Raw genomic sequence first — 13,447 nt, forward strand, 5'->3', positions numbered from 1 at the left:
AGGGGAACGCGAACATGGTTAGTTCTGGGGCAAGCAAGGTCATCAAAGGCGGCACCGTGATTACGGCAGACCGCACCTTTAAAGCCGACGTTCTCATCGAAGGCGAGAAGATTGTAGCCGTGGGCGATAATCTGACCGGCGATGAAACCATCGATGCTTCCGGCTGTTATATCATGCCAGGCGGCATTGACCCGCATACGCATTTGCAAATGCCCTTTATGGGCACCTATTCATCCGATGATTTTGACACTGGCACTGCGGCAGCGCTTGCAGGCGGCACGACGATGGTGGTCGACTTCGTTCTTCCCGGACCAGAAGGCAATCTGCTCGACGCGCTTCAGGAATGGTTCCAGAAGGCAGGCAAGGCGCGTACCGACTATTCGTTCCACATGGCAATCACCGGCTGGAGCGAACGCGCGTTTAATGAAATGCCGGAAGTGGTGAAGCGCGGCATCAACACCTTCAAGCACTTCATGGCCTATAAGGGCGCGTTGATGGTCAATGATGACGAGATGTTCGCATCGTTCCAGCGCTGCGCCGAGCTTGGCGCCATGCCGCTGGTTCACGCGGAAAACGGCGATATTGTTGCGCAATTACAGGCCAAGCTCTTGGCTGCTGGCAATGACGGTCCGGAGGCACACGCCTATTCACGCCCGCCGGAAGTGGAAGGCGAAGCGACCAACCGCGCCATCATGATTGCCGATCAGGCCGGTGTGCCGCTTTATGTGGTGCATACATCCTGCGAGCAGGCGCATGAAGCAATCCGCCGTGCACGCCAGAAAGGGATGCGCGTTTATGGCGAGCCGCTGATCCAGCATTTGACACTTGATGAAAGCGAATATCACAATCGCGATTGGGACTATGCTGCGCGCCGCGTAATGTCGCCGCCATTCCGCGACAAGATCAATCAGGACAGCCTCTGGGCCGGACTTGCCGCTGGAAGCCTGCAATGCGTTGCAACCGATCATTGCGCTTTCACATCCGAGCAGAAGCGCCATGGCATTGGTAATTTCACCAAGATTCCAAATGGCACCGGCGGGCTTGAAGAACGGCTTCCTGTACTCTGGACGCGTGGGGTTCGCACCGGTCGTCTGACGCCCAATGAGTTCGTGGCTGTCACTTCGACCAACATTGCGAAGATCCTCAATATCTATCCGCAAAAGGGTGCGATCCTGCCGGGGGCCGACGCCGATATTATCATCTGGGACCCGGAAACGACCAAGAAGATCTCTGCCAAAACGCAGCATTCGTCCATTGATTACAATGTCTTTGAAGGTTTTGAGTTGAAAGGCTTACCCGTCAAAACATTCTCGCGCGGTCGTCTCGCCTTTGATCATGGCCATGTCACAGCACAGCCGGGTGATGGACGCTTTGTCGAACGTGAACCCAACGGTGCCGCCAACAAGGCCCTGTCGCAGTGGAAAGAAATCGTCGCGCCCCGCAAGGTGGAACGCAGCGCCGAACATATGCCAATAGGGGTCTGATCCATGGCTCCAGCTTCGCTTCGGGAAATGCATGTGATGAACATCGATAACATGGCCCCGGAGCGGGGCTTTGATGGTGCGCCGACCGTGATCGACATCAAAGACCTGTCTCTGGTTTTTGAAACGAATGACGGTCCGGTCCATGCGCTTTCTAACATCAATCTCACGATCAAACGCGGTGAGTTTGTTTCCTTCATCGGCCCTTCGGGTTGCGGCAAGACCACCTTGATGCGTGTGGTGGCCAATCTCGAACAGCCTACTTCCGGCTCTGTGACCGTCAACGGACTGACACCTGAACAGGCACGGCTTGATCGCTCTTACGGCTACGTCTTTCAGGCGGCAGCGTTGTTTCCGTGGCGCACGATTGAAGACAATATCGGCCTGCCACTCGAAATCATGGGATATAGTGCTGCCGAGCGCAAAGCGCGGATTGAAAAGAATCTGGCGCTGGTGAACCTCACGGGTTTTGGCAAAAAATTTCCATGGCAGCTTTCCGGCGGCATGCAGCAGCGAGCATCGATTGCGCGTGCATTGTCGTTTGACCCTGACATGCTGCTGATGGATGAGCCTTTCGGCGCATTGGATGAGATCGTGCGCGATCACCTCAACGAACAGCTTCTCAAACTCTGGGCGGCAACACAGAAGACTGTGATCTTCGTGACACACTCCATTCCTGAGGCCGTGTTTCTGTCAACCAAGATCGTCGTGATGAGTCCGCGTCCGGGCCGTATTCATGAAATTATCGACTGCGATCTGGGGCCGGATCGCACACTGGATATTCGTGAATCGGATGCCTTCCTCAAAATCGCCCATCGCGTGCGCGAAGGCCTGCGGCTGGGGCATATTCATGAGTGAAACCCGGGCGGGACTGACAGCTTTTTTTCGCGACAAATTTATTCCGGTGGCGACGGTTCTGCTGGCAATCATCGGATTGTGGTATCTGCTTGCAGTTTTTCTCAACGCGCCGTTTGAGCGAGATCAAGCAGAGCGCGCCGGAACCGAGATTTCGTTCTCGACAATTGTTGCCAATACGATGCATCAGGATCGCCCGGTGCTGCCTGCGCCACATCAGGTGGGACAGGAAATCTGGAAAACAGTCTTTGATGTCAAACCAAGTTCAAAGCGCAGCCTCGTTTATCATGGCTGGGTGACACTATCCTCGACATTGCTCGGCTTCGTGCTCGGATCGGCGCTTGGCGTGTTGCTTGCGGTCGGCATTGTGCACTCGCGCACGCTTGACAAAAGCCTGATGCCTTGGATCATCACCTCGCAAACAATCCCCATCCTTGCCATCGCGCCGATGATTATTGTGGTGCTGAATGCGATTGGCATTTCGGGGCTGCTGCCAAAGGCGATCATATCGACTTATCTGTCCTTTTTCCCGGTTGCAGTGGGTATGGTCAAAGGCCTGCGCTCGCCCGATGTGATGCATCTTGATCTGATGCGGACATATAATGCATCGCGCAATCAGGTTTTCTGGAAGTTGCGCTGGCCTGCGGCCATGCCGTTCCTGTTCACATCGATGCAGATTGCGGTTGCCATCAGCCTTGTCGGCGCAATTGTTGGCGAGTTGCCAACGGGGGCCGTCGCAGGTCTTGGCGCGCGTTTGCTGGCCGGTTCCTATTACGGTCAGACGGTGCAAATATGGGCCGCCCTCATTGCAGCCGCCATTATGGCGGGATTGCTTGTGGCGCTTGTCGGGCTGGTTGCGCGTATCGTCAACCGACGCATGGGCGTAAAACCTGAAAGGGCGGGTGCATGATGATGAATGTGATAATCATTATCGCGCTGATTGCCGTTTCATGGGCGATTGTCGGCTGGGTGGCAAGCCTCAAGGCGCGCAACCCGCACACTCAGAAGCTGCTGGACATTGCAGTCCCTGCCCTTTTTGGCATCGCGATGCTTCTTCTTTGGGAAGTGAGTGTGCGCCTGTTTACCGTGCCGCAGGTGCTGTTGCCTGCGCCCTCCGTCATATGGGCGCGGATCACGAGTTCGGTTCCCATCCTGTGGGCTGATTTTCAGCAGACCTTCATGAAGGCGGTCATTATCGGCTATATCGCGGGCTGTGGCTTAGGCTTTATCACCGCAATTATTGCTGATCGCGTGCCATTTCTGCGCAAAGGCTTGCTGCCGCTTGGTAATCTTGCAGCCGCCCTTCCCATTGTCGGCGTTGCGCCCATCATGGTGATGTGGTTTGGCTTCGACTGGCAGTCAAAGGCAGCGGTCGTCATTATCATGACCTTCTTCCCGATGCTGGTGAACACGGTTGCGGGCTTAGCTGCGAGCGGTTCGATGGAACGCGATCTGATGCAGACCTATGGCTCGAACTATTGGCAGACACTCATTAAACTGCGCCTTCCGGCGGCCATGCCCTTCATTTTCAATGCGCTCAAGATCAACTCCACACTGGCTTTGATCGGCGCAATTGTCGCCGAATTTTTTGGTACGCCCATCGTCGGCATGGGTTTCCGCATATCCGCAGAAATCGGCCGCATGAATGTGGACATGGTCTGGGCCGAGATTTTTGTAGCCGCTCTTGCGGGGTCGCTTTCTTATGGGCTGATCGCGCTGATCGAGCGCAGAATGACATTCTGGCACCCTTCTTACAGGAGGGCATAAGCCTGAATATTTGGCATCTGCAAGTATAATGCAGACCAAAGCACATTCCGAAAAGTGGGAACCGGTTTTCGGGCAAAATGCGCGCAATAAAAACAACCAGAGGAGAACTAAAATGAAAAAGGCAATTTCTTTATGCCTTGGAACAGCCGGACTGGCGCTCGCACTTATGAGCAGCTCGGCAATAGCAGCTGACAAGCTGACCTTGCAGCTCAAATGGGTGACGCAGGGACAGTTTGCTGGCTATTATGTCGCCAAGGATAAGGGGTTCTACGAAGAAGAAGACCTTGACGTGGACATTAAGCCGGGCGGCCCCGACGTTGCCCCGCCACAGGTGATTGCCGGTGGTGGCGCTGACGTGGTGGTGGACTGGATGCCGTCAGCCCTTGCTACTCGGGAAAAGGGCGTTCCACTCGTCAACATCGCACAGCCATTCAAGAAATCCGGCATGATGTTGACCTGTCGCAAGGACACCAACATCACCAAGCCGGAAGATTTTAAGGGCCGCACGCTTGGCGTCTGGTTCGGTGGCAATGAATATCCGTTTCTTTCGTGGATGAGCCATTTAAATATCCCGACCGAAGGCGGAAAAGACGGCGTAACTGTGCTCAAACAGGGCTTTAATGTCGATCCGCTGATCCAGAAGCAGGCCGACTGCATTTCCACCATGACCTATAATGAATATTGGCAGGTGATCGATGCCGGTATTCCGGCGGATCAGCTGGTTGTGTTCCCTTATGAAGAACAGGGCGTGGCAACACTTGAAGACGGGCTCTACGTGCTTGATAAGAGCCTTGAAGACCCGGCAATGGTCGATAAGCTTGCCCGCTTTGTCCGCGCTTCGATGAAGGGCTGGCAATATGCGTCAGAACATCCTGACGAAGCTGCCGAAATCATTCTGGAAAACGACTCTTCTGGTGCACAGACACAGGAAGTTCAGGAGCGTATGGTCAAGGAAATCGCCAAGCTGATTGATGGTTCTGACGGTACACTCGACGTCGCTGCCGCCGACCGCACGGTTGAAACTTTGCTTGGCGGCGGTTCTGATCCGGTCATTACCAAGAAGCCGGAAGGTGCATGGACCGCGAAGGTCACAGACGCGATGAAGAAGTAACAACAAAAAGCCCGGTCTCACGACCGGGCTTTTTCATTTCAGCTTCTCTTCCAGAGTTGCTGCCCTGGCCATTTCGCGTTCAAGCCGCGCTTCTTCTTCAACCTTTGGCTTGGTGAAGCGTCCCAGCAGAAGATAGGCAACAGGCGTCACGAAAAGGGTTGCGATCGTTGCAAGTCCGAGGCCACCAACGATAACCCAACCCAGTGCCACACGCGCTTCCGCACCTGCTCCGCTGGCGAGCACCAGCGGCACGCCGCCCAGCACCGAACAGATCATCGTCATACAGACGGGACGCAGGCGGATATTGGCTGCTTCTTCAATTGCCTCACGCACATTCATGCCCTTGTCACGCAACTGATCGGCAAATTCGACAATCAGAATGCCGTTCTTAGCCATGATGCCGACCAGCAGCACAAGCCCGATCTGGCTATAAACGTTGAGGCTTGTGCCGGTGAGGATCATTGCAAAGACGGCACAGCCGAGGCCAAGCGGCACCGTTGCCATGACAATCAGCGCGCTGATGAAGCTCTCAAACTGCGCGGCCAGAACCAGCAAAATAATGATGATCGCAAAGCCGAAGACCATCATAATGCCACCGGAGGTTTCACTGAGTGTAGAAGCCTCCGCAAGCGGGATGATGTGGGCTCCCGGTGGCAACAGCGGTGCTGCGATCTCCAATGCAGCCGCATAAGCATCTCCCAGCGCGAAATCGCCCTGCAAACCTGTGGTAATCGCAACAGAACGCTGGCGCTCTTCACGGTTCAACTGCGGCGGCACCGCCTTTTCCACCACTGTCGCGATAGATGACATCGGTACATAACGACCGTCCCCCGTTTTGAGGAAGACGTTTTCAAGATCCGTCGGATCATTGATGGGATTGGTGGTCGATACAAGCTTCACGTCAAAGCTTCTGTCGCCGACATAAACCGAACCGATCTTGCGACCATCGAGCACCGCCTGTACGGCGTTGGCAAGGCCGGTAATATCGATGCCGAGATCGGACGCTCGCTCGCGATTGATTTCGACGGAAAGCTGCGGCTGTGTTGCGTCAACAGACAAGCGCGGCTGAACGAAACGCGGATCTTTTTCCAGTGCGGCAACGATTGCATCGCTTGCCGGTCGCAGCTTGGCGTAATCACTGCCCACAACGGCAAACTGCAAGCCATTACCGGCACCCCGAATGCCAAGGCTGTTTGGCTGCATTGTGAAAATACGAACCGCCGTGATCCCACGCACACGAGCATTGATGTCTGCCATAATTTGCTGTTGCGAACGGGTGCGTTCTGTCCACGGCGCAAGGGTGAGCACCATAAAGCCATTATTGGAAGCACCGCCGGAGCCGGCAATCGCATAGGTGGTCAGGATTTCACCATTGTCGCGTAATGGCTGAATCGCTTGCTCGATCTTATCGAGCTGCGATTGAAGAAATTCAACGCTGATCCCCTGGGGACCGTTAATGCGCAACAGCGCGACGGCCCGATCTTCCGTTGGCGTGAGCTCCTGTCGCAACATGCCGAAACCAACGTAAGAAGCGCCAGCAAAAAGTACGGCCACGAGCACGACGATCAGGGGAGCGGAGAGACAGGCGTGCAGGCTCTTGCGATAAAAACGCGACAGTCCGCCACCGATCCTTTGCAGAAACTTTGGCCCATGCCGCCCTTCCGATGCCTCACTGCCTTCTTTGAGAAAGCGCGACGCCAGCATTGGGCACAATGTCAGAGCCACAATAGATGACAGCAGAATTGCAATTGCCAGCACAAAACCAAATTCGCGGAACAGACCACCCGCCTGCCCCGGCAAAAACGAAATCGGCACGAAAACAGCGACAAGCGTCAATGTGGTCGCAATAACCGCAAAGAACACTTCCTGCGTGCCAAGAACGGCGGCAGCGCGTGGCCCCATGCCCTGATTGCGCCTTCGAACGATGTTTTCCAACACGACAATGGCATCGTCCACCACAAGACCCGTAGCAAGCACCAGCGCCAGCAATGTAAGGATATTGATCGAGAAGCCCGTCAGATAAATCGCCGCAACCGTACCGATCAATGCCACCGGCATCGCCAAAGCCGGAATAAGCGTTGCGCGGATATCCCAAAGAAACATGAAGATGATCACGACCACGATGATCACAGAGGCAATCAGCGCGATCTCGACCTCATGGATCGCGCCCCTGATGAAGTTAGCATCGTCGCTGGTGACGGTAATATTGACACCTTGCGGCAGGGTCTTCTGCAAGTTCGCAACAGCCGCACGAATGCCTTGAGAGATGTCGAGCGTATTGGATTGCGCCTGACGCACAATACCAAGGCCGATGGCCGTTTTGCCATTGGAGCGCACCGACGAGCTTTCAATATCCGGCCCGAGCGTAACACTGGCCACATCGCGGATCTGCGTGCGGCCTTTGATATAAACATTTTCGAAGTCTTCGGGCTTCTCGAGATTGGCGGTGGCTCGCACTACGATGGATTGATCCGAACTGCGCAGAGAACCTGCGGGCGCATCAAGCCCCATTGATGACAAAGCACTGGATATATCGGCAATGGTAAGCCCATAGCTGGCAAGACGGGCCTGATTGATATCAATGCGAAAAATCTTGTCGCGGTCGCCATTGATCTGCACATCAGCGACACCGGGAACCGCGGAGAGAACGTCTTCAATCTGGTCTTCAACCAGAACAGTCATATCATCAACCGACATGGTGTCGGACGTAACCGCGAGACGCATCACCGGATCGGCATTGGAATCGGCCTTGATGATGCGGGACGGATCCGCTTCTTGCGGCACATTATTGGCGACGCGCGAAATCGCATCGCGCATATCAGCAGCGGCAACATTGAGATCGACGCCATCATTGAACTCGACCGTGACACGGCTTCGTTCAAAGGAGGACGTCGACGAAATCGATTTCACACCAGAAACACGAGCGACAGCATTTTCCAGAACCTGTGTCAGCTGACGGTCTATGGTTTCAGCCGATGCACCGCTGAAATCCGTGCTGATGGTGATAACAGGTCGATCCACATCTGGCAGTTCACGGATATCCACACCTGTAAAGGCGGCAAGACCGGCAACGATAATCAGAACATTGATGACAAACGCAAAAACCGGGCGCCGAATAAACAGCGCGGTTGAACCACCGTTCTTGCCTGCGGGCGATTTTGGATTGCTCACGCTTGCCCCTCACCCTGCATTCTGGCTTTTGGCAGGGACTGCAAGAGCCGTGCCCTTTTCATCGAGTACACGCACCGGCGCATCATTGCGGATGGTTTGCACGCCCTGCGTCACGATCAGATCGCCTTGTTTGACCGGCCCGTCGATAAGGATATTCGTTGAATTGCGCTGTACGATACGGGCAGCGACTTTTTTGGCAACGCCGTCTTCTACGCGCCACACATAAGAGCCGTCTGCGTCCCACTGAATGGCCAGTGGATCGACGGACGGATAGCGATCACCGGGGAAAAGAATGGTCACAGAAAAAGACATGCCCGCGCGCAACAGATCCTGCGTGTTATCAATTTCGGCACGAACATGCAGCGTGCGGCTGGCGACATCCAGCGTATTATCGACGGCATCGATCTTGCCACTATAGGTGTCACCGGGAAACGCAGTGGATTCTGCCGAGACCGGCAACCCCACCTTGATCTGTGGCGCGAAGCGTTCTGGCACCCAAATATCGATTAAAACCTTGGAGCGATCATCGATGCGCGCAATAGAGGTATCGGCCGTAATGTAATTGCCGGCATTAACCGGCAGGATTCCAACAATGCCCGAAATGGGCGCGGTGACGGTACGGCGGCTTAAAGCAAGCTGCGCGTCTTCCAGGGCAAGTTTGGTATTGGCAAGCGCCAGATCGGCTTCTATTTCCTGCACAACCGTTGCGGTGTTGGTGGCGCGAAGCCGGGCTATGCGCTCACGCGTTGTTTGTGCATCCTTCAGCGCAATCTGCGCTTTTTCAACAGCAATCGTTTCTGTCTCATTGTCCAGTTGCGCAATGGCGTCACCTGCCTTGACGGTATCTCCGGCTTTCACAAAAAGCTTGTTCATCGTGCCGCTGGAATAAGGTGTTACCGAAACGGTGCTGAGCGCGCGTGCAGAACCAATAGCCGTCAGGCGGTTGTTGATGGTTTCCTGCCCTGCCGCCTCAACAATCACCAGAGGGGCTGCTTTTCCTGAAGACTGTTCATGGGTCTGCTGGCCGGATGCTTCTTGTGTGGAAGACGCCTTGTTTTTGTAAAAATACCAGCCACCACCGGCAGCGATAATAACAAGCAGGCACAGAACAATCTGCTTCCAGGACTTCATTCAACTCTCCGGCAAGACTCTGCCGAACACGTCGACAAAATTCTAATCAAAATATGCACATTCACTTTGACCGCAGATTATGCCCGCAAAAAGTATCAAAATGATGGGGTGCTCAAGATGTCACATTGCTTAAGCCATCACGGATTTCCCCATCTGCGATTTTGCACGCAGCGATTGAGCAGGTCGAGTTAAATTTCGGTAATATGAGTGATCTTTTTGATTGCGACATTTGCTCGATGCCTGTGAATGAGGGAGATAAAACTTAGAATGAGGCCACGAGAGCATAATATCCGAAGAAGCGAAATACGCTATGAAACCGAGAAAAGAGGTTTTGGAGCAGAAAGCGCTGCTAACCAATTTCATGCAAAGTAGTTAAAGCCCGTTGGAATTCTCTTACGCCTCCATATATAAAAGGTAAAATTTTTGCGTATTTCATTGTGGCAAGCTTACTAAATTGGGCATGGGCGCATTATGCCCCGCAGCCTTTCAATCTGGATTTAATGTATGGTGGCGGTTGATCAATCCATGAGTACCGGAAACGTCGTGGCCGACGCAGCCGCGCATTCTGGCCCCCCGGACGAATCCACAGTTGCATCCACCGAAACCGGCGAACGGGCGTCACAGGACAATACGTCACCAAACCAGTTTACGCGTCTTCGCTGGCGCAACCGGCTTTCAAGCAAACTTCTCATTCTCACCGCCCTTGCGGTTCTTATAGCTGAAGTTCTGATCTTCGTTCCGTCCATCGCCAATATGCGTGTGCGTTGGATGAGTTCGCGCCTTGATACGGTCGATGCTGTCAGCGAGGTATTAATCGCCAGCGGCCACATGAATATTCCGCGCGAAGTGCAGGACAAGGTTCTGCTCGCGACAGGCACCAAGGCAATCGCTTTGCGTGAAGCTGGCGCATCGCATCTTCTGGCAATGAGTGAAATGCCGGGCAATATCGATCAGGTGGTCGATCTTAACAATATCAGTGAAGCCGCAGCGATCTGGGATGCCTTTGGAACGCTTTTTAACGGCGGCAATCGCACGTTGCGCATTTTTGGTTCAAACCCACCATCCGCCAATCCGGGGCGCATCATTGAAATTGTCACTTCCGATGCACCGCTTCGCCATGCCATGCTAAGTTACGCAACCAACGTGGCTATCATCTCTTTGCTCATATCGGTGATTGCTGCGAGCCTGATTTATCTCATCATCCATGAAATGCTGCTGCGCCCGGTGCGGCTCATGCATCGAAACATGATTGATTTTGCAGCCTCACCCGACAATCCAACGCGTATTCTCGTGCCCGAAAACCGCAAAGATGAATTCGGTATTGCCCAGCGGCAGATTGCTCATATCCAAAGCGATCTGCAACGCACGCTCAAAGAGCAGAAGCATCTTGCTGATCTTGGACTGGCGGTTTCCAAGATCAATCATGACATGCGCAATATTCTGGCGTCGGCACAGCTCATGTCGGACAGGCTTGCGGATACTGAAGACCCAATGGTGAAGCGCTTTGCTCCAAAGCTCATTCACACACTGAGCCGGGCTATCACCTATTCAGAAAGCGTGATGGCCTATGGTCGCTCCCAGGAGCCACCTCCTGCGCCCCGCCGTGTGCTGCTTCAGTCGATTGTTCTCGATGTGCAGGAAACGCTCAATCTGAACGCGGATGGCGGGATTGAGTTTGAGAATCTGGTTGCAGATGATTTTGAACTCATTGCAGACTCCGAACAGCTCTTCCGCGTTCTGTGCAATCTTTGCCGCAACTCTGTGCAGGCAATGGAGCGCGATCACACCAGCGATGTCTCCACCGTGAAACGCCTGACTATTTCAGCAGGCCGTATTGGCACCACGGCGATCATAGGCATAGAAGATACGGGGCCAGGCTTACCGCAAAAGGCCCGTGATCACCTCTTCACAGCCTTCAAGGGGTCAACTCGCAGCGACGGCACCGGCCTTGGCCTTGCCATTGCGCAAGAACTTATCCGTGCTCATGGCGGCTCGGTGGAGCTGCGCGAAGATCGCCCCATCGGCGCACATTTCGAGATTCGCCTGCCAGACCTGCCAAATTGGGACAATAAGCAAAATAATCAGCATCGTTAGAGTTTTCTACCGCGTGATTCCCGTCCAATGCATAGATTCCATGACCAATTTTGATCCGCTTTTCATTTATCCGGGGTTTTCCCCACTTGATGACAGGCTAAAAAAGCCCACAAAACCGGGCGTTGACAAGAAAACTTCACATAAGCGCATTTTTTTCCAAGAAGGTGCTTGCATTTAGCAATGGGTCCGATTATCAACCGCCCATCGCCGCAGACGATGCGGCACACAGGCAAGCACCCGTAGCTCAGCTGGATAGAGCACCAGACTACGAATCTGGGGGTCAGAGGTTCGAATCCTTTCGGGTGCGCCATTTTTTCACATAGAATTCAATAAGTTATTGAACTTCCCCATTGGGGGCGTTCTGTCGCCGTTCTGATGGCGTTCTGTCACTCAGTTCTTGCCGTGTTCTGCAGCTGTACGGTGAGCGACACGCAACTCAGCAACTTGGCGCGTTTTCTCCAGAGTTTTGCGGTTGTATTTTCCGGTCGTGGCAATGTTGGCATGGTTTGCGTGGTGGCGTAGATGCTCGATATTCGCACCAGCATCTGAGCCTTCAGTCACGCCACCGGCGCGGCTGTCACGATTCCACACTTCTTTAGGAACGCCACAAGTTTCAGCGATCTTCCGCCAGACTTTCGCATAACGCTGGCGATCACGGTAAGGCAGTCCGGTTTGCTCATCGATAATAATCGGGCCGATCCGCTTTTCCTGTGGCACCGCATCGAGCAGTGTCCGCAAGAATGGATAAGCTGTCGTGTCATGCTCGGCAATCTGCCCGGTCTTTGTCGTTACCTTCTTCAGAACACCATTTGCATCGATGTGGCTCCAAGCCAGACCACCAGTCCAGCGACGGCGCGCTGAAACGATGCCGTTGCCTTCTTCACCATCCTTCAAAGGCTCCCACAGACCAATCACATCGACCTGACGCAAGGTCAGCTCAAATTGCAATGCCTGGGCGATAGCAATCGATAACCTGCCCTGCTTGAGTGCTTCAGTGCAGATCGCATCCACCTGTTCGAATGTGATCTGTTGCGTGCGGGCGGGCGGTGAGGCAAATCGCATGTTCTGCAGGATTGTGGAAAGCCGGACGCAATCATCAATGTTTGCAACAACTCCGAATTTGACGACAATGCGCAAGATTTGCATTGCCTTGTATGCCCGACGAACACGCTCCGGTTTAGCTGCCAGCTTAATGCCTGCCTGTTTCGCGACTGCAATCTCTTTCTCAGTTGGTGCAGCTGGTTCCTTGAGCTTCGCATACCAACGATTGAAGTCTAGGCCCGACAGTGATGCAAGTTTGCGCTCGCCTACTGTCTTCTCCAGAAGATCGAGGCTCTCATCATACATCTGCTGTGTATTGTGTTTGATCGCGTGATACGGGCTTTCTTCGGTGTGCTTGTAGAATTTGATCAGCGATTTCAGGCTGCCATCATATTCTGGCTTGGCTTCCTGACCACCCATCCATTCGTACAGTTCCGCCGTAAGCTGGCCGCACCGAAAGAGAATTTCCTCCGGTGTGCCATGCAGTCGTTGTGTTGGCATCGGATAGCCCTTTGCCTTCTTCGTGACGTTGGCGGCCAATCTTCAGGGACAGGTTCCCATGGTTCTCGCCATGCCGTCGCCTGCTGTCTGGCTCGACGAGGCGCAGCGCATGGTTGGGCGTGAACCCGAAGAGCGCAACGATGACGCAGTAGAGGATGCTGCGATGTTGGTTTTCACGCGGAACTGAGCCGGTTGAGCGACTAATTTCCATCGAGAATTGAGCCATGTGAACCTACTCCCCCGCTATGAGCGATGGGAGCAACGGAGTGATCCACATGGGACTTTTAAACATCAT

10 protein-coding genes and 1 tRNA gene are annotated in these 13,447 nt (G+C 54.1%); 8 read left to right on the forward strand and 3 right to left on the reverse strand.

Annotated features, from left to right (window positions below; translation table 11 throughout):
- Positions 1-14 precede the first annotated feature (14 nt).
- The 5 genes from hydA to VBH83_RS11345 all read left to right on the forward strand — a co-directional run bounded on the left by hydA (position 15) and on the right by VBH83_RS11345 (position 5,214).
- Positions 15-1,484: a dihydropyrimidinase gene (gene hydA, locus VBH83_RS11325; RefSeq protein WP_265982905.1), complete on the forward strand. Its 1,470-nt coding sequence runs from the start codon at positions 15-17 to the stop codon at positions 1,482-1,484.
- Positions 1,485-1,520: 36 nt separating this feature from the next.
- Positions 1,521-2,339 (forward strand): ABC transporter ATP-binding protein, encoded by an 819-nt coding sequence (locus VBH83_RS11330; protein ID WP_265983837.1) that lies wholly within the window; start codon positions 1,521-1,523, stop codon positions 2,337-2,339.
- On the forward strand, positions 2,332-3,246 hold the full coding sequence (locus VBH83_RS11335) for an ABC transporter permease (protein WP_265982904.1): 915 nt from the start codon (positions 2,332-2,334) through the stop codon (positions 3,244-3,246). The genes VBH83_RS11330 and VBH83_RS11335 overlap by 8 nt, the downstream gene beginning before the upstream one ends.
- Positions 3,243-4,103, forward strand: coding sequence for an ABC transporter permease (locus VBH83_RS11340; RefSeq protein WP_265982902.1), 861 nt, complete (start codon positions 3,243-3,245; stop codon positions 4,101-4,103). The genes VBH83_RS11335 and VBH83_RS11340 overlap by 4 nt, the downstream gene beginning before the upstream one ends.
- A gap of 112 nt (positions 4,104-4,215) precedes the next feature.
- Positions 4,216-5,214, forward strand: coding sequence for an ABC transporter substrate-binding protein (locus VBH83_RS11345; RefSeq protein ID WP_265982900.1), 999 nt, complete (start codon positions 4,216-4,218; stop codon positions 5,212-5,214).
- Between the two features lie 33 nt (positions 5,215-5,247).
- On the opposite strand, the gene VBH83_RS11350 is transcribed toward VBH83_RS11345, so the two are convergent.
- Complete coding sequence (locus VBH83_RS11350) at positions 5,248-8,385, reverse strand: efflux RND transporter permease subunit (RefSeq protein WP_265982899.1); 3,138 nt, start codon at positions 8,383-8,385, stop codon at positions 5,248-5,250.
- 9 nt (positions 8,386-8,394) lie between these two features.
- Positions 8,395-9,516 carry an efflux RND transporter periplasmic adaptor subunit gene (locus tag VBH83_RS11355; RefSeq protein ID WP_265982897.1) on the reverse strand — a complete coding sequence of 374 codons (1,122 nt, stop codon included), beginning with the start codon at positions 9,514-9,516 and terminating at the stop codon, positions 8,395-8,397.
- A 525-nt stretch (positions 9,517-10,041) separates the two neighbouring features.
- Here VBH83_RS11355 and VBH83_RS11360 point away from each other — a divergent pair.
- Positions 10,042-11,610 carry a HAMP domain-containing sensor histidine kinase gene (locus tag VBH83_RS11360; protein WP_323054527.1) on the forward strand — a complete coding sequence of 523 codons (1,569 nt, stop codon included), beginning with the start codon at positions 10,042-10,044 and terminating at the stop codon, positions 11,608-11,610.
- A 233-nt stretch (positions 11,611-11,843) separates the two neighbouring features.
- A tRNA-Arg gene (locus VBH83_RS11365) sits at positions 11,844-11,920 on the forward strand.
- An 80-nt stretch (positions 11,921-12,000) separates the two neighbouring features.
- On the opposite strand, the gene VBH83_RS11370 is transcribed toward VBH83_RS11365, so the two are convergent.
- Positions 12,001-13,152 carry a site-specific integrase gene (locus VBH83_RS11370; RefSeq protein WP_396997733.1) on the reverse strand — a complete coding sequence of 384 codons (1,152 nt, stop codon included), beginning with the start codon at positions 13,150-13,152 and terminating at the stop codon, positions 12,001-12,003.
- A 22-nt stretch (positions 13,153-13,174) separates the two neighbouring features.
- On the opposite strand from VBH83_RS11370, the gene VBH83_RS11375 reads away from it, so the two are divergent.
- Entirely contained in the window at positions 13,175-13,339 is a 165-nt protein-coding gene (locus VBH83_RS11375) for a hypothetical protein (protein WP_396997735.1), read from the forward strand.
- Positions 13,340-13,447 lie beyond the last annotated feature (108 nt).

The organism is Ochrobactrum sp. S1502_03 (genome assembly GCF_044435015.1).
In the GTDB taxonomy this organism is placed as follows: domain Bacteria; phylum Pseudomonadota; class Alphaproteobacteria; order Rhizobiales; family Rhizobiaceae; genus Brucella; species Brucella chromiisoli.

Coding starts and splice junctions, on each gene's coding strand:
- hydA (WP_265982905.1), top strand. CDS start 15: ATGGTTAGTTCTGGGGCAAGCAAGGTCATCAAAGGCGGCACCGTGATT.
- VBH83_RS11330 (WP_265983837.1), top strand. CDS start 1,521: ATGAACATCGATAACATGGCCCCGGAGCGGGGCTTTGATGGTGCGCCG.
- VBH83_RS11335 (WP_265982904.1), top strand. CDS start 2,332: ATGAGTGAAACCCGGGCGGGACTGACAGCTTTTTTTCGCGACAAATTT.
- VBH83_RS11340 (WP_265982902.1), top strand. CDS start 3,243: ATGATGATGAATGTGATAATCATTATCGCGCTGATTGCCGTTTCATGG.
- VBH83_RS11345 (WP_265982900.1), top strand. CDS start 4,216: ATGAAAAAGGCAATTTCTTTATGCCTTGGAACAGCCGGACTGGCGCTC.
- VBH83_RS11355 (WP_265982897.1), bottom strand. CDS start 9,516: ATGAAGTCCTGGAAGCAGATTGTTCTGTGCCTGCTTGTTATTATCGCT.
- VBH83_RS11360 (WP_323054527.1), top strand. CDS start 10,042: ATGAGTACCGGAAACGTCGTGGCCGACGCAGCCGCGCATTCTGGCCCC.
- VBH83_RS11370 (WP_396997733.1), bottom strand. CDS start 13,152: ATGCCAACACAACGACTGCATGGCACACCGGAGGAAATTCTCTTTCGG.